Annotated in this window: 22 protein-coding genes; 16 read left to right on the forward strand and 6 right to left on the reverse strand. The window is 43.7% G+C overall.

Annotated features, from left to right (window positions below; genetic code table 11):
* The first annotated feature begins 157 nt into the window (after window positions 1-157).
* Together ACMXYU_RS09110 and ACMXYU_RS09115 are read left to right on the forward strand one after the other, a co-directional pair.
* Complete coding sequence (locus tag ACMXYU_RS09110; protein WP_415898398.1) at window positions 158-808, forward strand: hypothetical protein; 651 nt, start codon at window positions 158-160, stop codon at window positions 806-808.
* Window positions 809-888: 80 nt separating this feature from the next.
* Window positions 889-1362, forward strand: coding sequence for an FKBP-type peptidyl-prolyl cis-trans isomerase (locus ACMXYU_RS09115; protein ID WP_415898399.1), 474 nt, complete (start codon window positions 889-891; stop codon window positions 1360-1362).
* A 79-nt stretch (window positions 1363-1441) separates the two neighbouring features.
* Here the strand turns inward: ACMXYU_RS09115 and fabV are convergent, their stop codons facing one another.
* Window positions 1442-2635: an enoyl-ACP reductase FabV gene (gene fabV, locus ACMXYU_RS09120; RefSeq protein ID WP_415898400.1), complete on the reverse strand. Its 1194-nt coding sequence runs from the start codon at window positions 2633-2635 to the stop codon at window positions 1442-1444.
* A gap of 219 nt (window positions 2636-2854) precedes the next feature.
* Here fabV and ACMXYU_RS09125 point away from each other — a divergent pair, with 219 nt between their 5' ends.
* From ACMXYU_RS09125 to ACMXYU_RS09140, 4 genes are all read left to right on the forward strand, one after another.
* Window positions 2855-3286 carry a MaoC family dehydratase gene (locus ACMXYU_RS09125; RefSeq protein WP_415881432.1) on the forward strand — a complete coding sequence of 144 codons (432 nt, stop codon included), beginning with the start codon at window positions 2855-2857 and terminating at the stop codon, window positions 3284-3286.
* A 183-nt stretch (window positions 3287-3469) separates the two neighbouring features.
* Window positions 3470-3949 carry a DUF523 domain-containing protein gene (locus tag ACMXYU_RS09130; RefSeq protein WP_415898401.1) on the forward strand — a complete coding sequence of 160 codons (480 nt, stop codon included), beginning with the start codon at window positions 3470-3472 and terminating at the stop codon, window positions 3947-3949.
* A gap of 25 nt (window positions 3950-3974) precedes the next feature.
* Entirely contained in the window at window positions 3975-4817 is an 843-nt protein-coding gene (locus ACMXYU_RS09135) for a mechanosensitive ion channel family protein (RefSeq protein WP_415898402.1), read from the forward strand.
* A 78-nt stretch (window positions 4818-4895) separates the two neighbouring features.
* A complete protein-coding gene (locus ACMXYU_RS09140; protein ID WP_415898403.1) occupies window positions 4896-6620 on the forward strand; it encodes a proline--tRNA ligase in 1725 nt (574 codons plus the stop codon).
* Between the two features lie 61 nt (window positions 6621-6681).
* On the opposite strand, the gene ACMXYU_RS09145 is transcribed toward ACMXYU_RS09140, so the two are convergent.
* The 3 genes from ACMXYU_RS09145 to ACMXYU_RS09155 are packed head-to-tail and all read right to left on the reverse strand — an operon-like array spanning window position 6682 to window position 9300.
* Window positions 6682-7707, reverse strand: a complete 1026-nt coding sequence (locus ACMXYU_RS09145; RefSeq protein WP_415898404.1) for an HDOD domain-containing protein — start codon at window positions 7705-7707, stop codon at window positions 6682-6684.
* Between the two features lie 45 nt (window positions 7708-7752).
* Window positions 7753-8028 (reverse strand): acylphosphatase, encoded by a 276-nt coding sequence (locus tag ACMXYU_RS09150; RefSeq protein ID WP_415881437.1) that lies wholly within the window; start codon window positions 8026-8028, stop codon window positions 7753-7755.
* An 18-nt stretch (window positions 8029-8046) separates the two neighbouring features.
* Window positions 8047-9300 carry a YihY family inner membrane protein gene (locus ACMXYU_RS09155; RefSeq protein WP_415898405.1) on the reverse strand — a complete coding sequence of 418 codons (1254 nt, stop codon included), beginning with the start codon at window positions 9298-9300 and terminating at the stop codon, window positions 8047-8049.
* Between the two features lie 143 nt (window positions 9301-9443).
* Here ACMXYU_RS09155 and arsC point away from each other — a divergent pair, with 143 nt between their 5' ends.
* The 10 genes from arsC (at window position 9444) to ACMXYU_RS09205 (ending at window position 17426) form a co-directional block, all read left to right on the forward strand.
* Window positions 9444-9794, forward strand: coding sequence for an arsenate reductase (glutaredoxin) (gene arsC / locus ACMXYU_RS09160; RefSeq protein ID WP_415881439.1), 351 nt, complete (start codon window positions 9444-9446; stop codon window positions 9792-9794).
* 1 nt (window position 9795) lies between these two features.
* Window positions 9796-10398, forward strand: coding sequence for an NAD(P)H:quinone oxidoreductase (gene wrbA / locus ACMXYU_RS09165; protein ID WP_415898406.1), 603 nt, complete (start codon window positions 9796-9798; stop codon window positions 10396-10398).
* 37 nt (window positions 10399-10435) lie between these two features.
* Window positions 10436-10876 carry a DUF2069 domain-containing protein gene (locus tag ACMXYU_RS09170; RefSeq protein WP_415881441.1) on the forward strand — a complete coding sequence of 147 codons (441 nt, stop codon included), beginning with the start codon at window positions 10436-10438 and terminating at the stop codon, window positions 10874-10876.
* An 8-nt stretch (window positions 10877-10884) separates the two neighbouring features.
* Window positions 10885-12531 carry a SufS family cysteine desulfurase gene (locus tag ACMXYU_RS09175; protein ID WP_415898407.1) on the forward strand — a complete coding sequence of 549 codons (1647 nt, stop codon included), beginning with the start codon at window positions 10885-10887 and terminating at the stop codon, window positions 12529-12531.
* A 27-nt stretch (window positions 12532-12558) separates the two neighbouring features.
* Complete coding sequence (locus ACMXYU_RS09180) at window positions 12559-13029, forward strand: nucleoside triphosphate pyrophosphohydrolase family protein (protein ID WP_415881443.1); 471 nt, start codon at window positions 12559-12561, stop codon at window positions 13027-13029.
* Window positions 13030-13031: 2 nt separating this feature from the next.
* Complete coding sequence (locus ACMXYU_RS09185) at window positions 13032-13286, forward strand: zinc ribbon domain-containing protein (protein WP_415881444.1); 255 nt, start codon at window positions 13032-13034, stop codon at window positions 13284-13286.
* Between the two features lie 70 nt (window positions 13287-13356).
* Window positions 13357-14358 (forward strand): DUF2157 domain-containing protein, encoded by a 1002-nt coding sequence (locus ACMXYU_RS09190; protein ID WP_415898408.1) that lies wholly within the window; start codon window positions 13357-13359, stop codon window positions 14356-14358.
* On the forward strand, window positions 14351-15955 hold the full coding sequence (locus ACMXYU_RS09195; protein ID WP_415898409.1) for a GDYXXLXY domain-containing protein: 1605 nt from the start codon (window positions 14351-14353) through the stop codon (window positions 15953-15955). The genes ACMXYU_RS09190 and ACMXYU_RS09195 overlap by 8 nt, the downstream gene beginning before the upstream one ends.
* Window positions 15956-16080: 125 nt before the next feature.
* A complete protein-coding gene (locus tag ACMXYU_RS09200; RefSeq protein WP_415881447.1) occupies window positions 16081-16482 on the forward strand; it encodes a hypothetical protein in 402 nt (133 codons plus the stop codon).
* A 53-nt stretch (window positions 16483-16535) separates the two neighbouring features.
* Window positions 16536-17426: a LysR substrate-binding domain-containing protein gene (locus ACMXYU_RS09205; protein WP_415898410.1), complete on the forward strand. Its 891-nt coding sequence runs from the start codon at window positions 16536-16538 to the stop codon at window positions 17424-17426.
* 4 nt (window positions 17427-17430) lie between these two features.
* Here ACMXYU_RS09205 and ACMXYU_RS09210 read toward each other — a convergent pair whose 3' ends face one another.
* Together ACMXYU_RS09210 and ACMXYU_RS09215 are read right to left on the reverse strand one after the other, a co-directional pair.
* Entirely contained in the window at window positions 17431-18294 is an 864-nt protein-coding gene (locus ACMXYU_RS09210; RefSeq protein WP_415896332.1) for a LysR substrate-binding domain-containing protein, read from the reverse strand.
* 142 nt (window positions 18295-18436) lie between these two features.
* Window positions 18437-20362 (reverse strand): DNA topoisomerase III, encoded by a 1926-nt coding sequence (locus tag ACMXYU_RS09215; protein ID WP_415898411.1) that lies wholly within the window; start codon window positions 20360-20362, stop codon window positions 18437-18439.
* Window positions 20363-20440 lie beyond the last annotated feature (78 nt).

Below are 20440 nucleotides of genomic sequence, written 5' to 3' on the forward strand. Positions count from 1 at the left end.
TACATGCCGCTAGGTTTTAATACCGGCAACTCAATACCTCTAATCCAAACTACATTCCTGATTACTTTATAGCCAACTGACTGATAAATAATTGATTATCAAATCTGGCATTAGCTTTGCTGAACTCTTACTGCTAAGAACAGATTTGGAGCCGATCATGCACGCCGTTACACAGACACCAAAGCGCCTAAACGCACTTGAACAGATCCCTGTTCATGAGCAGATTCAGAAGCATGTTAAAGCACTCGAAGAGGCTCCGAGCATTTCCAGCATCGATCAGTTTTACCTAGATATGCTTGAACAGTTTCTTCCAGCCAATCAGAAGACCCGCTACCTTAAGTTACTCAAAAAAGAGATCGTAGCTGTTTTTAGAATCGACCAGATTATGGCTGCAGTGCTATATAGCGATTCCACTATTGAGTCCTTTTCACATCAAGCAACCGAGCATATTAACTCGCTAAACGCCGGCCCATTATCCGTCAGCCGTATTAGTTACATATTGCACAAACAATTTGCTGATCGAGTTTCTGTCGATTATTTTTGTAATGACAACCCAACTTATCATGATCTAAAACTGGGCTACCTATACACAGAAGAAGATTTACAGGCGGGCTTTACTGCAGACGAAACCTCTACAGAAGAACTCATGTGTGACTGGTTGCAGAGTTATCAGCAGTGGATGCACGACTATCTATATTTCAACCTTGCACAGATAACCAAAGAAACCGATAGATTACCGCCTAAAACGCTGTCTCTACTGCAGAACTATAGCGCGGAAGAGAAAGAGCAGTTACAAGCATTGCTTTAGCAGATACATAAACACTTTCTTGTCAGTTAATGGTCTGTGCTATAGATTGAGCGTTTCTCATCTTCAAGAGCACAGCCTTTATGGAATATGTACTACCGCTTTTAATATTGGCGATCGTTTTATTTCTCTACACTAGTCGCCAAAATAATTTAAAACTCGCAGAAGCCAACAAGAAAGCTGGCGAAGAGTTTTTAGCTGAAAACATAAACGATCCGGACGTCATCCAGACAAGTTCAGGCTTGCAGTTTAAGGTTATCGAAAAAGCTGATGGAACATCCAAGCCCAGCGCCACATGCACAGTAAAAGTTCATTATCACGGTACATTGATAGACGGCACAGTGTTTGACAGCTCTGTCGATCGTGGAGAGCCTATTGAGTTTGGTCTCAATCAAGTCATTAAAGGTTGGACAGAAGGCTTACAATTGATGGAAACGGGCGACAAATACCGTTTCTATATTCCATCAAACCTGGCGTATGGGAATGGATCTGCAGGTGTGATTACACCTGGCTCCGTGCTTATATTTGACGTAGAACTGTTAGATTTTAAGAACTGATCGATCTCTGACAGGATGTTCGATCGAGGCAACGCATAGCAAACAGGAAGCCAATTGGCTTCCTGTTATGTATAAACGATTAGATATCGCTTACATCGAATTCAGCTACAGGACTGACATCTGCTTCGTAATCTACGGAGTCGATGCCAAAACCAAATAGTTTCAAGAACTCATCTTTATAAAGCTGGTAATCAGTAAGATCGAATAGGTTCTCGGAAGTCACCTGAGGCCAGATCTCACGGCACGCATTCTGAACTTCTTCTTTAAGCTCCCAGTCATCCATACGGAAACGGTTAGCATCGTCCATTTCAGCTGTATTGCCGTATAGACCTGTATCGAATAAACGCTGAACCTGCTCCATGCAACCTTCGTGTAGGTTCTGCTCACGCATTACCTTAAAGCACATTGCCAAGTACAAAGGCATAACCGGAATTGCTGAACTTGCCTGAGTCACAACAGATTTCAAAACACCAATGTTCGCTTGGCCGCCTGTTGCGTTAAGCTTGCTATCGATTGCTTTAGCAGCACGATCAAGATCCTGCTTAGCTTTACCTAGTGCACCATCCCAGTAGATTGGCCAAGTGATATCTGAACCGATGTAAGAGTAGGCTACAGATTTACAACCATCAGCTAGCACGCCAGCTTCAGATAGCGCGTCCATCCATAGTTCCCAATCTTCGCCGCCCATGACTGTTACAGTCGCTGCGATCTCTTCTTCAGTCGCTGGCTCAACCTCAGCATTGATGATGACATCTTTATTAGTGTCAATCGCTGTAGATTTGTATGGCTCACCGATAGGTTTAAGGCAAGAACGGATAACTTCACCAGAATCTGGCATTTTACGAACAGGGGAAGCTAGAGAGTAAACAACTAGATCAACCTGCTTCATCTCTTCTTTAATTAGCGCAATCGTTTTCTCTTTGGCTTCGTGAGAGAAAGCATCGCCATTCAAGCTTTTAGAGTAAAGACCAGCTGCCTTAGCTTCTGCATCAAATGCTGCAGAGTTATACCAGCCTGCAGTACCTGTTTTACGCTCAGTACCTGGCTTTTCGAAAAACACACCAATTGTCGCTGCGCCCGAACCAAATGCTGCTGCGATACGGGAAGATAGACCGTAGCCACTGGATGCACCAATTACTAGAACACGCTTAGGGCCATTTTCAATAGCGCCCTTCTTCTGAGTGTATTCGATTTGCTCACGCACATTGGCTGCACAGCCAGTTGGGTGAGTAGTAGTACAAATAAAACCGCGAATTTTTGGTTTGATAATCATGGCTAAACGGGTCTCAAATCCATTAGAAAAATTTGGCCTGTAAGATACAGCAATTCATTGCAAGTTGACAGTTTCATGCGGCATCCCTAATTCACAGGCCAAATTTACCGAGATAATTAATTCTTACGAATTGTTACTAACTGATTTTATACATAGGCAGAGATGCTTTCTTTTGGTTATGATGCGCAGATTGCATATTCTATTTAAAGGAACATCCCCATGCAGGAACTACACGGTTACTACCTAGAAGATTTAGAAGTAGGTATGAGCGATAGCTTTGCCAAAACCATTACTGATGCAGACGTGTGCATGTTTGCGGGTATTTCCGGTGACACTAACCCAGTTCACATAAATGATGATTACGCTAAAACAACGCCATTTGAAAAGCGTATTGTCCACGGCATGTTTAGTGCTGCGCTAATCTCTACTGTTGCAGGTACTAAGCTTCCAGGGCCGGGTGCTATTTATGTTGATCAACAGATTAAGTTCCGTGCACCTGTATTTATTGGTGATACAGCGAAAGCAACACTAACAGTTGAAGAGATTGATACACGCCGCCGACGCGTAAAGTGCAAAACAGACGTAACTGTAGGCGATAAAGTTGTTGCTACAGGTACAGCAACCTTTATGGTTGATAAGAAAGAAGCTTAATTTCCTCTTTCTATGCGCTAGCTTTATCTAAGCTAGCGCCTCCTACCCCATATTTATCACTCCTTCCTAATTTTCATGATCCTTATCAATAGAATCGATTAAATTCTAGACTTTAGTCGATTGCGATCCTTCTACCCATGAGTAGAATGTGCCAGCAAAAAATAACAACAAAAATGGACTACCATGAAGAAGATTTTAATTAGCGCCTGCATGCTAGGTGATCGCGTACGCTATGATGGCGGCCATCACTTAATTGACCACCCAACATTGCAGCGTTGGCACAAGGAAGGCCGCTTTGTCCCTATCTGCCCTGAAGTCGCTGGTGGCTTAAGCACACCGCGCCCACCAGCAGAAACTCAGTGCAAATTCCCTATTTTAATCACGACACAAGATGGCAACGACGTTACGCCTGAGTTTTTATCAGGTGCTGAAAGAACCTTAGAAATTGCCAAACGCGAAGGTGTCGCTTGCGCGCTTATGAAGGCTAAAAGCCCTTCTTGCGGCAACAAACGTATCTATGACGGTAATTTTTCCGGCAACCTCGTTGAAGGCTCAGGTGTAGCCGCAGCTGAATTAATGCGTAACGGCTTCCCTGTATTCAGTGAAAAAGAACTGCCTGAACTCTTTGCTTTTATCGAAGATTCTGAAAGGATGACGGCCTGAAACGAATTAGTTAAGAGGCCTATTGATGGAGCAAGAGATTCAAAACGAGCTAGAAACCATTACTCGTTTAACAAATATGGTCATAGATTTTTTCGTCAATTACAGTTTTCAGGTAATTGGCGCAATCATCATCTTTTTGATCGGCCTGATTGTCGCTCGATCAATAGGCAAGTTCGCTCTTAAGCTATGCGAAAGGAATAGCGTTGATGTTACCCTGAGCTTATTTATAGCCAGTACCGTAAAACTGCTAATCATAGCGATGGTATTGGTGATTTGTTTAGGTAAATTTGGTATCAGCGTTGCGCCTTTTGTGGCAGCGATCGGCGCAGTATCTCTAAGTGCTGGACTAGCTCTACAAGGCGTGTTCTCCAATTATGGTGCAGGTTTCACCATTATCTTGACCCGCCCTTTTGTCGTCGGTAATACAATTACGATTAACGATATTTCTGGAGTCGTAACAGAGATTAAGCTCGCACATACCCTACTGGCCACAGAAGACGGCGAGATCATTACAATTCCCAACAAGCACATCGTCGGCGAAGTAATAACCAATTCTTTCGCTAATAAAGTTGTCGAAGCCTCTGTTGGCATTAGCTACAGTGCAGATCCAGAGGTTGCGATACACGTAATCAAACAATCCTTAGCCCAGTTTGATGAACTCTCCCAAGAATCACCGCCACAAGTGGGCATCGAAGCCTTTGCAGATTCTTCTATCAATATTGCTTACCGTTATTGGGTGCCGACTGACCGCTATTTTGAAGTGCAATATCAAGTGAATTTAGCTGTATTTAAAGCACTTCAAACCGCCGATATAGAAATTCCATTCCCTCAACGGGAAGTTACATTGAAAAATGCAGCTGCTGAGTAGTTTTTTCCTTGGCAGCACCACTGCAGCCACCTACAATGTGGCGATTTGAAACGAATTTAAAATTGATTGAGTAAAAGTATGCGCACTAGCCAGTATCTCATATCCACCGTTAAGGAAACGCCATCTGATGCAGAAGTCATCAGCCACCAGTTGATGCTTCGAGCGGGCCTTATTCGTAAAGTTGCTTCAGGTCTTTATAACTGGTTGCCGCTTGGCCTTCGCACGCTTCGTAAAGTTGAGCGTATTGTCCGCGAAGAGATGGACAAATCCGGTGCGATGGAAGTTCTAATGCCAGCAATTCAGCCTGCTGAGCTTTGGGAAGAGTCTGGACGCTGGGAACTTTACGGTCCTGAGCTACTGCGCGTTAATGATCGTCACAACCGTGAATTCTGTGTAGGCCCTACACACGAAGAGGTAATTACTGACCTTATCCGCCGTGAGATCAAAAGCTACAAACAGCTTCCTGCAAACTTTTACCAGATCCAAACGAAATTCCGTGACGAAATTCGCCCTCGCTTTGGCGTAATGCGCTCACGCGAATTCATCATGAAGGACGCATACTCTTTCCACGTAGGTCAGGAGTCCCTTCAACAGACATACGATGTAATGCACCAAACTTACACTAACATTTTTAACCGCCTAGGCTTGGATTTCCGCCCTGTACTTGCGGACACTGGCTCTATCGGTGGTGCAACATCTCACGAATTCCACGTACTTGCTGACTCTGGTGAAGATGATATCGCGTTCTCTAATGTCAGCGATTACGCAGCAAACGTAGAATTAGCTGAAGCATTATCTCCTGAAGGCGATCTAGCAGCGCCATCTGTTGAGATGACGACAGTAGATACGCCAAATGCGAAGACGATTGATGAATTGGTTGAGCAGTTTGATCAACCAATTGAGAAAACAGTTAAAACGTTGATCGTTGCAGCATCTGAAGAGTGCGAAGCAGATTTTGTTGCTCTATTGGTTCGTGGTGATCACGAGTTAAACGAGATCAAGGCAGAGAAACTTGCACAAGTTGCTGAACCACTAGAATTTGCTACAGAAGAACAGATCCGCGATCTAATCGGTGCAGGCCCTGGTTCCCTTGGCCCTGTTGGCTTAAACATCCCTGTGATTGTTGACCGTACGGTTGCTAAAACATCTGACTTCAGTGCTGGCGCTAACATCGACGGCAAGCATCTATTTGGTATCAACTGGAATCGCGATGTCGATCTACCAGAAGTCGCAGATCTTCGTAACGTTGTTGAAGGTGATCCGAGCCCATGCGGTGACGGTACACTTGTCATCAAACGTGGTATCGAAGTAGGTCATATTTTCCAGCTAGGTCAGAAATACTCAAAAGCCCTAAGTGCTGAAGTATTGGATCAAAATGGTAAGTCTGTAGTAATGGATATGGGCTGTTACGGTATCGGTGTTACCCGTGTCATTGCAGCTGCGATTGAGCAGAACCACGATGACGGCGGTATTATTTGGCCAGAAGCGATCGCTCCATTCCACGTTGCACTAATCCCGCTTCAATACGATAAGTCTGATGAAGTACGCGAGCTAACTGACAAGCTGTACAATGAACTACAGCAGGCAGGTTACGATGTAATCATGGATGACCGTGATAAGAAGACTAGCCCTGGGGTCAAGTTTGCTGACTCTGACCTTATGGGTATCCCACACCGCGTTGTTATCTCTCCTCGAGGTATCGAAGCGGGTACTTTGGAATACAAAGGCCGTCGCGACGACGAGAAACAAGACGTTGCAGTAGACGGTGTACTACCGCTACTAGCTGAGCGTATCAATCTGTAAGCTTTACTTCAGATTAGAACATCATAAAAAAACGGGCTTTACGCCCGTTTTTTTATTGCTTTTAATTATCTTCTACTGGATACAGTTTTCTGTAATCATCAACAGTTGAACCGGCCTGCTGAAGGCGCCATACCAACTCAAACTCAGTGATTTCACCTTCACTAAATAAGGCATGTAATTCCGCATAAGCATTGGCCAAGAACAACGCTACCGATTCAGACTGTCGGCAATCACCTTGCACTTCCATCTGAAACTCAAGGATAGGTGTATACCAATCCTTTGGTAGCTCCCATACTTCACATGCACGTCTAGTCAAAGCATTTGAGTAATCAGCTAACAAATTACTAAATACTTGCGGGTGTGGCTGTTGCTTTCCATCGGCATGTAACTCTATGAGCTTTTTAAAGATAATCAGCTTACCTACATCGTGAATTAAACCAACAAAGTAAGCTAGATTTGGATTACCACCAATCACTTCTGATATTTTTTTAGCATTATTAGCCACCTCAGAAGAATGTCCCCATAACGCTTTGCCAAATACTTCGAAATAAAAACTATCGATCTCAAATTTATCTGCCACCAAAGATGATAAAACAACATCCTTTAATCTTTGCTGGCCCAACATACTTAGCGCATGCTCTAAGTCTTTAATCTCCATGTCTGAGCCAATAAACGTAGGCGAATTGGCAATAGAAATAACTTTACCGGCAAGCGCAGGATCCTCTTTTATAGCTGTTACAATTCTCTCTTGAGGAGAATCTGGATCAACCAAAGCGTTCATCAATAAAAGTGCATTCTTAGAAAGCTTAGGTATAGATTCTTCGTCTAAGCTCTTTAATTCTTGCTCCAGAACAACTCGTAATGATTCTTCTTGCTTGGCTGATTCCTCTGTAATTACAGCCCTTACACCTAATAAATTACTGATAAAGGAAAATGATAATTCTCTGGAATGTTCTATCGTTTGCGGTGAAGCATCTTTTTCTTCAACTTTCTGTATTTCTTCGTCAAAAGCCTGAGCTTTAAGCACACTCTTTTTAGCAGAATGTTCATTTCCCAAACCAACAAAAGATTTTAATTTATCAAACATAGTCCCTTCCAAAGACTGTTGTAACTTAAATGATAGTTTAAATGATTAACGCACTTCGAAGGTTTGAGGCGCATCAATGTTATCAACTCTATCACTAATAACCTCAGCAACGTTTGCAAGCTCAGGTCCTTGGCTCAGCCAAGCTTCCAATTGAAGCACAGCCTGCTCTTCACCCGTTGCCATAAGCTCGACACGTCCATCATTTAAGTTTCTCACCCAACCTTGAACGCCTAAAGAGATGGCTTTCTCTTTCGTTGATTGTCTAAACCAAACACCTTGGACTCGACCGCTGACAAATGCATGAATAGATAAATCTGCCACTTTATAAAACCTAAAAATTTAACCGTTGATTTGTTTTGTAGTGCTAATACTGTTTTCATCTTTGTCAGAAAACAATGATTCTAAAGTCAGAGAAAAAGCTTGCTGTTCCTGTTCCGAGGTTTTAACTAGCTTTTCGTTAAGTACTCTCTCCCACTCAACTAAGCTGGTAGTAGTTACCGGTAAAGGTGTTGGCCAAGGAAGTAGTTGGTTAAGTTGATATAACGTTAAATTACCTAAATCACGGCTTAATAGGTATTCACCTTGGTCACTACGCTTAACAATACCTCCTTCCAACAGAATCTTTAGATAGCTATCCCAACGCCCCTGATCCAAAGCATCCACTTCTTGTAGAAGCTTGTGATCCGAGATTGATTCCCCCTGCTGTTGAGCCTTCCATAAACGGTGTAATACCGCCACAACCGAATATAGGTGCGGAAGATCGTTAGCTCGCTCATTGGGCCGATAAACTGCAATACAGCGCGTTAGCTCAGCACCCATCAATATAATGACCCAACTGATAAAGATCCAAAGCAGAAATAGAGGCACGGCTGCGAAAGCACCGTAGATCAGTTCATAAGATGGGAACTGGGTAACAAACGCAGTAAAGCCTCTTTTCGCTGTTTCAAATAACAGTGCTACGCCGACACCACCTAATAGCGCGCTTTTAAAGGGCACAGGACAGTTAGGTACAGCGACATACATCAAAGTAAAAGCGGTAGCCGACAAGATCGTTGGTAATGCTGACAATAAGCGCGCACGCCCCACCGCCTCTGTCGCCTCACTGATAAACGGCAAACTTGCGATATAAGAAGTTAAAACTAAGCCTAAACCGATCAAAATTGGCCCGAGGCTCAAAATAGCCCAATAAAGCAGAAAGCTAGATAGCCCTTTACGCGGCTCATTAACTCGCCAGATACGGTTAAATGCAGCCTCTATGTTTTTCATCATCATAATCGATGTGATGGCCAGCAGTGCGATACCTACTGCGGTTAATTTACGTGCTTGAGAAGAGAAATCGTTGAGGTAATCCTGTACTACGGCGCCGGTGGCAGGCACGAAATTATCAAACACCCAACCTTGTAGTTCCTGCCCTACTCCCTGAAAAGAGGGAACTGCCGCCAACATCGCGTAAGACACAGTCATCAATGGGACTACAGCAAACAGCGTGGTATAAGTTAATGCCGCCGCATTAAGAATCCCTTGGTTCTGCAGAAACTGTCGAAATAGATAACGAATAAACAGTGTAACGCGGTGATTTAACAGCGAAGCCATTTCCATCCTCATAATAATCAGCTAAGCACTGGCCTAAAATGCAGTTCCTTCATGAAATCTGCAACACAGGCGTATACAATATCGCATAATCCAACACAATGAACGGATCATTTCACCTTGATCCCTTAGTACGGTATAGCACAATGAGTGAAGTAACTATCTATCACAACCCGCGTTGTTCTAAGTCTCGCCAGACTCTAGCACTATTAGAAGAGAACGGTGTAGAGCCACAAGTTCGTAAATATCTTGATGAAGCACCTTCTGCTGATGAGCTGAAAGTAGTGCTAAGCCAGTTAGGTATTTCTGCTCGCGATCTACTTCGCAAAAAAGAAGCTGAATTCAAAGAAAACGGCTTAGATGATATGTCTCTTTCTGAAGATCAGATCATTGAGATCATGACCAATGTGCCAAAACTAATCGAACGCCCTATCGTTATCAAAGGCGATCAAGCACGAATCGGCCGTCCACCAGAGTCTGTTCTGGAAATCATCTAATATGAGCGCTCCCTACGTCCTCGTTCTGTACTACAGCCGCCACGGTGCCACGCAATCGATGGCTAAACATATTGCCCGTGGTGTAGAACAGTCCGGTATTGAAGCTCGCCTTCGCACAGTACCTGAAGTTTCAACGGTTGCTGAAGCAACAGAACCTTCAATTCCTGATCAAGGCGCGCTTTACTGCTCCGAACAGGATTTAGCCAACTGTGCAGGTTTAGCGCTAGGGAGCCCGACTCGTTTTGGAAATATGGCATCGCCATTAAAGTACTTTATCGATAGCACTAGCAGCTTATGGATGTCAGGAGCGCTGATTGATAAACCTGCTGCTGTGTTTAGCTCCAGTTCTAGTTTACATGGTGGCCAAGAAACTACTTTGCTTACCATGATGATGCCTTTACTACATCACGGCATGGTCATTGCCGGCTTACCCTATTCCGAATCTGAGTTATTAAAAACTAAAAGCGGCGGCACTCCTTATGGGCCGACACATGTAGCGGGGCCAGACAATAGCAATGAGCTAGACCCAATCGAAAAGAATTTATGTATTGCCCAAGGTAAGCGCTTGGGTGAACTGGCCCGCCGATTAGCAAACAACGTTTAATTTTAAACGCCTAGTAAAACCACGAGAGTACAAGCAGTTGAAAGCATATATTCCTGATGATCACGATTATCAAAGCAAAGCTAAATTAGGGCGTATCCTTTGTGTAGGAAGCTACCTAGGTTTGCTTGGTTGGTTTACGCTTTGGCACCTTTTCCTTATTCCTGTTCCAACCGGAAAACCTTGGGTTATTTGGCTTATCCATATGGCTCCACTGCTAGCATTTGCAGGGGTGATTATTAAAGGTAATCCTCGTGGGCACGCATGGCTTTGCTTCGTACTTCTACTGCTGTTTATGCAGGCGGTATTAGCTGCGACTAATCCAAATACGGCTGTCTATGGCATTGGCTATTCCTTACTTGTAGGTACGCTTTTCACCAGCGCCATGATGTACACACGCTGGCGTGCGCGCTATAACAAACAGCTGGCTCACTGGGCTGAACAAGCTGCAGATAAAGATGAAGCATCTAAGGATAGCTAAGTCAAAGCATGCGAGATTCTAAGACTTTATTACAGGACATAAGAAAGCAGTTTCCCATTTTAAATCAAAAAGTTAACGGAAACTCTTTAACCTATTTAGACAATGCTGCTACAACTCAAAAGCCGCAATGTGTCATAGATTCTGTCTCTGAATATTATCAGCAGAGCAACGCCAATGTTCATCGTGCAAGTCATGCGCTCAGCGCGGATGCTACGCTGCTTTTTGAGTCTGCTCGCAGCACCGTTGCTCGCTATCTAAATGCCCGTAGTGAAAAAGAGATCATCTGGACACGGGGTACAACTGAAGGAATCAACCTTGTCGCTAACAGCTGGGGACAGCAATTAAAAGCTGGCGACGAGATCATTCTAAGTACACTGGAACATCACGCTAATATCGTTCCTTGGCAGATGCTTGCTCAGCGAAATGGTGTTGTTCTAAAAATCATTCCGCTCTTAGACAATGGCGAGTTAGATCTAGAGCAATTTGAAAAACTACTTTCCAATAAAACCCGCTTAGTTGCGGTCACTCATGCATCTAATGCATTGGGCACGATCAACCCTGTGAAGCGCATTGTAGAGTTAGCTCATCAGGCTGGCGCGCTAGTGCTTATCGACGGCGCCCAGGCTCTGCCTCATCTTAAAGTAGACCTTCAAGATCTCGATGCTGATTTTTACCTGTTTTCTGGGCATAAAGTTTTCGCTCCGACAGGTATTGGCGCTCTCTACGGGAAGGAAGAACTTTTAGCTGCCATGCCTCCGTGGCAAGGCGGGGGTGAGATGATCAAACACGTGAGTTTTGATCAAACGACTTATAACGATCTGCCTTTCAAGTTTGAAGCAGGCACACCAAATATTAGTGCCACCATCGGTTTAGCAACCGCTCTGAACTGGTTATCTAGTTTTGATCGATCATTACTGGAACAACACGAACAACATTTGCTTAAAACAGCTATCGATGGCTGTTCTCAAATCAAAGGGTTTAATCGTATTGGTTCAGCATCTGAGTGTGTCAGTTTGTTATCTTTCACACTGACCGACCAACATCAGCAAGATATTGGCCTGCTGTTAGATCAACAAGGTATTGCTGTCCGTACAGGGCATCATTGCGCAATGCCTCTAATGCAGAGGCTAGGCTTACCGGGTACGACACGAGCATCTTTCGCTTTTTATAATACTGAAGCGGAAGTGAACCATTTCATTCAGACACTGGATTCGATTACTCGCCCTACGACTGTGGCTGTTGAATCAAACTCATCGCCAGAATCCTTGATCGATAAGCTTAAAGTTATCTCAGGCTGGAATGCTCGTTACAGAGAGATAATGCTGCTTGGGAAATCTGCTAAAGGCCTTCCCCAACAGTTAAAAACAGACGAACACCTCGTTAAAGGCTGTGAAAGTAATACTTGGCTGGTCATTAATAAAGAGCCCAACGGTACGTTAACCTTTGCTACTGACTCAGATGCCCGTATTATTCGTGGATTACTGGTATTGGTTGAAACCGCTTTCAACCATAAAACAGCGGATCAGATCTGCGCTTTTGATGTCGACGGTTTGTTTAAGCAACTAGAACTTGATCGTCATCTAAGCCCATCACGTGGTAACGGACTGCGTGCTGTCATCGACAAAATTTATCAGTTTGCCCAACAAGCAAACTAAGACAACTGAATTCCTTTTGGAGCAACAATGAGCAACTTTACTGACGTTTCTTACCTAAACACCGTATTTGGTAATGAACAAGGCAACCTTGAGAACCCAAATTGGGAAAAAGCTGGCAAGCAATTACACCTAATCAAAGAAGAGCTAGCTGAATTAGTTGAAGGACTCGAAAACAAAGATACCTCTGAAATCCGTGATGCTGTAGCAGATATCCTTGTTGTGACTTACGGTATGGCCCACATCATGGGTATTGATGCCGACAAAGATATGGCTGCTGTTCAAGCGAGCAACCTATCTAAGCTGTGCAAGACACAAGACGAAGTTGATCAAACGTTGGCTTTTTACCAAAATGAAAAGCAACTGGATGTATACGTAGGTGGTGAACTACCTGAAGCTTACATCAAATCCTCCAAGGATCAGGAAGGCAGCGACGGTAAATTCTACCCTGCTCACAAATTCCTAAAATCTATCAACTGGCATGAACCTAAACTGGACTAATTATGCCTACATACGATTATCGCATTGAAGCGACAGGTGATGTGGTTGAAGTGAAGCACACGATGGCTCTAACCCCTAAGACTTGGGGTGAGCTATGTATTCTCGCTAATCTAGACCCACAAGAGATCCCTGAAGACTCGGAAGTTACAAAACTTTTATCAACCGCAGGAGTTGTTAAAAGTTCGACGCTCAAAAACCCTGAAGCGCCTCCATGCATGAGTGGTGGCGGCTGTCCAAGTGGTGGCTGCGGATTTTGACAGCCATAAAAAGGTGAGTGATAGTAGATAATACGAGTCACTCACTTTTTCAAAGGCTGGATGCCAAACTATGCTTTCAGGGCGCACACCAGAACGACAAACTATTCTGAATTGGGCCAAACAAGGCCATATCAAACCAGACGATGTAGAGCGTGCTTTAGCGCTTACCCAAGCCTCTCCTAGCAACAAGCAATGGTTAGCTTTCACGGCAAAGCTACTTCTCTGGCTTAGTGCTGTAGCACTTGCTGCGGGCGTTATTTTCTTTTTTGCCTTCAATTGGCAATCTATTTCTAATTTAACCAAGTTTGCAACACTTCAAATTACTATTGTGCTTGCAGGCATAGTCTATTCACGATTAGACCATCACAGCATTTCTGGTATCAGTTGTATCACGCTGATTACTTTATTAACTGGAGCGCTACTGGCTCTTGTAGGTCAAATCTATCAAACCGGTGCCGATCCTTGGCAGCTTTTTGCTATCTGGGCAGTATTCACTCTTCCCTGGGCAATTATTCATCGCGCAAGCACGATCTGGGTAATCTTTATTACCTTGGTCAATCTCGCGCTCTATCTCTATTCCGAAACCTTCCGTGGACTATTTGGCTTCTTGCTTAGAACTGAAGATCTGACCAGTATCTTTTTAGCCATCAATACCGCGTTTATTGTGATTTTGGAGTTCGGATACAGATTTAAGCAGTGTCTTATTAAGAATCGCTTTGCTATTCAAATTACCCTCTTCTTCGCAGGGTCACTGGCAACTTGGTTAGCAATGTGGTCCATCTTTGATTTTGATGATTTTCATTGGGGTGGACTCTTCTATCTGATCTGGATCTCTCTCGCTTTCTACTACTATCGCCACTGCCAACTAGATCTATTTGTTCTCTCCGGTGTAGCCACCAGCCTTATTATCACTGCAAGCTCCTTGCTGATTAAAACCTTTGGTGATGCATTCGATGGCGGTGCATTTTTGGTTATCAGTTTGGCAATTATCGGCATGTCCACGGCAGCAAGAATTTGGCTAAAGAATCTATACCAAGCTCAAAAACAGCAAAGGAGTGCTCAAGATGACTAATTCAGATCAAGCACTTTGGCAGAAACTACAAACCGAAGGGATAGTCACTGCGGATCAACCAGAAGAGCACCCGAGCCAATCAGCATGGTTTATCCATCTGATGCAAGGCTTCTCTGGTTGGTTAGCAGCTTTGTTTATGCTTGGCTTTGTTGGCAGCATATTCGGATGGTTGTTCCGTTATGATAACCATATTCTTCTGATGGTCGCTGGACTCGGATGTTCCATTGGCGCCTATACCATCTATCGTCACAGTGGCGAGTCCCCTTTCTACAATCAATTAGCTTTAGCTATCAGTATTTGCGGCCAATTTATGTTTGGCTGGGGTTTATTTGAATTTCTCGGAGATAATGAAGTTACGGTTTTTCTGGCGCTAGCGATCTACCAAGCGGTCCTAGCCCTTGTAATGCCGAGTTTCCTTCATAGAGTCATCTCGAGTTGGTTTGCCATGATCGCTCTATTCTGGGGTTTAAACCGCCAAGGAATACATGGACTAGATAGTGCTGTAGCCGCCCTCGCTTTTACATTGATCTGGTGTAAAGAACAGCAATGGCTGAAGTGGCATAAGTTTCTGATTCCTATCAGCTACGGTATGGCTATCTCACTATTACAGTTTAGTGGTCATTCGCTGTTACAAAATGAACTCTCATTTCTCTACAAGATCAGTGATGTAGGCTTTCTGCAACTTAACGGCCCTCTGATTGGCTCGATTGCACAAATAGCCACTTTCGCATTTCTACTGGCTTATATATTCAAAGAGCAACAAGTTACAAAAGACAGTAAAAACATTGCCGGCTATTTAGCCCTAATTATTATCATGGCCGCTACCTCATTTACGATTACCGGTTTACCTGCTGCACTCTTATTATTGTTAATCGGCTTTCATAGACAGCAACGCACCCTGCTAGGCTTGGGCCTAGTTGCATTAATTAGTTTTGTATCTTGGTATTACTACAACCTTCAGGAAACCTTACTGGTTAAATCAATCTATTTAGTGGGTTTAGGTACGGTAGCGTTAGCCAGTTACCTTCTCCTGAGCAAGATCTATCTACCAAAGAAGAAAATAGGCCTTAGCCATGTTGCTCAAATGAACCGAGCTAAATGGGGCGCATTACTCACTGCATTCCTCTTGCTAATAGCGGTAAATATTAATATCTACCAAAAAGAGACCTTATTGGCTGAAGGCAAAACCGTTTTATTAGAGCTTGCGCCTGTAGATCCTCGCTCCTTGATGCAAGGTGATTACATGCGACTTAGATTCCAAATAACCAATGAAGCATTTAATCGTTCACTTAAGGACGTCCCTGCTGATGGATTTCTTTTAGTTAAGTTAGATGACAATCATAAGGCTAGTTTTTTGCAGCTTTTAACCCGCTCAGAAAAGGATATAGAACTCGCATCGAACCAAGCTATTCTTCAATACCGTATTCGCAATAGCCGAGTACAATTTGCAACCAATGCTTTTTTCTTCCAAGAAGGTACAGCGGAAAGATATGAAGCGGCAAAATACGGTATGTTCAAAACAGATGATAGTGGAGAGCTACTGTTGTATGCCTTAGTTGATGAATCACTCGAAGTAATAGGCACTAATAGCCCTTAATTTTTTCAATAAATTAGGTACTTTATTTGAAAAAACAGGAAGCTATCAGGGTTAAACTAAGACTTAGGCTTTCAGGGATTGAAAATTTACCCTAGACTTACTAAAGGAAACTACGGGGAAGGATTATGAACACCAAAATTAATCTACTTGTCGCGAGTATTGCTTTAACTGCAGGTATCGCAACGCCATTAACTGCTGTTGCCGAAGATAAGCAATATACGTGCTCCTACACGCATGCCAGTTACACCGCTCCATTTATGAAAGCACCGAAGACACGCAACTGCCCGCAAGGCCGCTGCAGCTATTCAATCGTAATCAAAAACGGCTCTGCTGTAGTAAACGGTGTTGCAGGTTTTAGCGTTGAACAGTCTGATGAACAGATCAAGTTAAGTCGAACGGCTAAAGACCCAGTTATGGGCGGTATGGACACAACAAACTTGACCATTAATAAATCTGATATGAGCTTCCAGAGCGTTAAGACGACAACGCCTTCTGTTGTACTGACAACCCAAGGTAGCTGCTCTTAAATTCTGAGTTTTATCAAACTGACCTCAATAATCTTCCGTAGTTGTAGCTGTCTATGAATCTTAACGATGTCCGTTTGTTTATTCAGGTTATTGAGCACAATGGATTTACCGCAGCCGCGGATAAATTAGGCGTTCAAAAATCGACTATTAGCCGTCGCATTACTCAACTAGAAGATGACTTAGGTTTAAGACTTTTACAACGTACGACTCGTAAATTAAACCTCACAGCTGACGGTCAAAACTTTTACGAACGCTGCCTGCCCCTTTTTTCCGAACTAGAAGATATCGAGAATCACGTAACTTCCACTCAAGGTGAGCCCAAGGGTCGGTTACGCATTACCATGCCGCCTGAAATTGGGATATTCATTATGAATGACCTGATTTCCAGCTTTATGGAGAAGTACCCCCTCATTCAGATCGATATAGAACTCAGCCCTCGCGTCGTCGATCTAGTCCAAGAAGGTATCGACTTAGCACTGCGTGTAGGAAATTTAGATGACTCGAGCCTCGTAGGGCGTAAGATCGCCAATGCGTCTTCTAAGTTATATGCCAGCCAAGCCTATATAGATCGATTTGGTGAACCACTAACTCCTGACGATTTAAAAGAACATCAATGTATTGGCACTCACCTAAATTCCAATGAATGGGCCTTTGAAAATTGGAATGAAGGTAAAGCGGTTTCCATTAACTTCCGTTTACGTGCCAATAGCTTGAGCTTCAGCCTTGAGATGCTTAAACGTAATTTGGGGATTGCTCGCTTACCGAAAGCGTTCTGCATTGGTGAACTTGAGTCAGGGGAGATAAAAGAAGTATTAGCCGATTATAAGGTGCCTACTGTAGGTATCCACGCGCTCTACCCTAGCCGTAAAAACCTAAATCCTAAGGTCCGTTTATTCCTAGACCATGTTGTTGAAAATCTAAAAGCCCATCCTTGGCTTAAATAGCTACTTAAGCAGCTGATTCCCACTCAGGCGGTTTACCATCAAACAGCGCTAGTAAAGTATCTATGCCTGCCATATCAATAGCATTTTTATGCGTAATCATAATTGTAGGTATCTGGCTAAACTGATCATCGAGCACCTCGAGATTTAGATCTTTTGCATACCTCGACTCTTCTGCCACCTTCCTAGGTACTAAGGTGAAACCCAAACCCACAGCCACACAACCCAAAATCCCTTCTTGAGTTCCCATATCTAACACCTCAGTGTCTAATCTGCCGTTATCACGTAGCCAATTTAGAGCCTTATCTCTGTACGCACAGCCTTGTCTGAACATGATTAACGAGTCTGGAACATCCACTCCTTTCGCAGTGGCCAAAACCAGCTCTTCCATTAACACCTGACGACAAACAAGATCCTTGTGCTGTACAGGCCCACCGACAAAGGCACAATCCAGTTTGTAATTAAGAACAGCTTCAATTAATTGACCACTGGTTTCTGTTTGCACTCTAGGTAACAGATTAGGGTGTTTTTTTCGTAGGGATTGGATCAGGCCAGGCATACGAACAGCGGCGAAGGATTCCATAGAACCAATCCTAATCTCCCCTGTCGCTTCTCCTACTTGTTTAACAGCGATACTGGCTTGATGTTCTAACTGTAGCAGTTGGTTAGCGTAATCCATCAAGGTATAACCGGTAGGCGTCAGCTCAAGTTTGCGCCCTTTACGATAAAACAGGGGCGAACCTATCTCTTCTTCCAACCTTTTGATTCGTGCGGTGACGTTAGATTGAACAGTATGTAGCTCTTTTGATGCCGCTTGAACGCCACCGAATTCAACCACGTATTTAAAGGTTTTGAGTGAAAGAAGTTCCATAAACTACCCTGCTCTCCCAATGATTAGTTCATCAGAAGTGAATGACTAACTTGAAAGCGTCATTATATGAGATATATCGAACACAAGATATTGAGATAAACCCTAAATAGTTTAACTGCCCAACAAGATAACTTTATTCACCTTAAGCTTTGGATTTAGCCTTGGGTTTGGCTTTCCTTCTACGTGTTTTCTTATAAGCAGGTTTTGGCTGTTGTTTGATATTACGTAGCAGTTGCACATCCATACTGCTCGCCTTCTGAATCATCAAAGAGATCTCATCAGTCAAAGGCTGCATAAATGTTTGATAATTTAACTTCTGCTCACTGATATCATTCAATGAAGCCTCCCAACGAGCTGTCATATCAGGCTTGCTCGCATTATCTGGTAAGCTATTTATGAGCGCTCTACCTGCATCAGTACTACGAATAGTTTTACCCTGGCGCTGCAAGAAGCCCCGTTTAAACAGTAATTCGATGATGCCTGCTCTAGTCGCTTCTGTGCCTAGGCCATCAGTTTCCTTAAGCACCTTTTTAACATCGGTATCTTCAACAAATCGCGCAATACCTGTCATGGCTGCTAAAAGGGTTGCATCGGTAAAAGGCTTTGGTGGCTGGGTTTCTTTATCTATGACCTCTCCTTGCTCACAATAGAGCGTCTGTCCAACAGAGAGATTAGGAAGTTGTACTTGATCGTCTTCGCCCTCTTTTTTACCAAACAGGACCTTCCAGCCGACATCGAGCACTTGTTTAGCTGAAGCAGTAAACCTTCCCCCTTCAATCAACACCTCGACTCTCGTTTCTGAATAGCGATGATCTGGCATAAACTGGATCAGATACTGCCTAGCCACGAGCTCATACACCTGCTGCTCTGTTTTATTCAGGCGAGTGAAATCTAAAGTTTTACTAGTCGGAATAATCGCATGATGGGCTTCAACTTTACGATCGTTCCAAGCCTTGCCTTTTTTGTTTAAGTCAATCAGGCTTTGATGCGGTTGAAACTGCGGACAATGCTTAAAGACAGCCGAAGATACTTTAGCGCCCTCAGCAAAATGCCCTTGGGGTAAGTAGCGACAGTCTGAACGCGGATAAGTAATTAGCTTATGTTTTTCATACAAGCTTTGGCAGGTATCTAAAACTTGCTGAGCATTTAAACCAAAACGTTTATTCGCATCGATCTGTAATGCAGATAAATTGTAAGGGAGTGGAGCCCCTGCCTTTTTAGGCTTTTTCTCTAAAGCAGTTACTTCGCCCGGTTTAGCTGTAATACGCCCAGCAACGTTTTCCGCTAATGGTCTAGAGAGCACTCGCCCTTCTTCATCCTGCCATTTTTGACAAGCGTCACTCGGCTGCCATTTAGCTTTAAATCTCTCTTCGTTATCAGCCTTGAGATGAGCTAAGACCTCATAAAATGGCTTGGCTTTGAAGTCATCGATCGCCTGATCACGTCTTACCACCAATCCCAATACAGGTGTCTGTACCCGTCCGACCGATAAAACCCCTTGGTAACCCGCAGATTGCCCTTGCAACGTATATGCACGCGTTAGATTAATACCGTAAAGCCAATCTGCTCGACTCCGTGCCAAAGCGGATACAGAAAGAGGGATAAATTCTCGGTTATCTCTTAACTGCGCAATCGCTTTTTTCACAGCACTTGGGTTGAGGTCACTGATCAGACAGCGTTTCATGCTTTGGCGCTTATACTGGGGCAGTTTCAGGAAATCGATTACTTCATCAACTAACAGCTGCCCTTCACGATCAGGATCGCCTGCGTGAACAAGCTCTTCGGCCTCTTTACAGAGTTTTCTTAGTAACGCTATCTGTTTACGCGTTTTTGGCTTGGCCTGCATCTTCCATTCAGAAGGGACAATGGGAAGGTGCTGTAGATTCCACTGTTTAAAACGCGGGTCATACTCGCCCGGTTCAGCCAGTTCCAGAAGATGACCGAAACACCAACTAACCACATCACCATTAGCGGCGCGAATACAACCCTCTTCTTTTTTCAATGGCTTAGGTAGCACATCGGCAATGGCTCGTCCTAAACTTGGCTTTTCGGCTATGAATAAACGCATACTAAAACACTGTATATAAAAACAGTCCAAGAGTAATCTAAACACTCCTGTCATTCCAGAAAAAACAGCTACGCTTAT

The sequence above is a fragment of the Neptuniibacter sp. QD48_11 genome (assembly GCF_047778095.1).
In the GTDB taxonomy this organism is placed as follows: domain Bacteria; phylum Pseudomonadota; class Gammaproteobacteria; order Pseudomonadales; family Balneatricaceae; genus Neptuniibacter.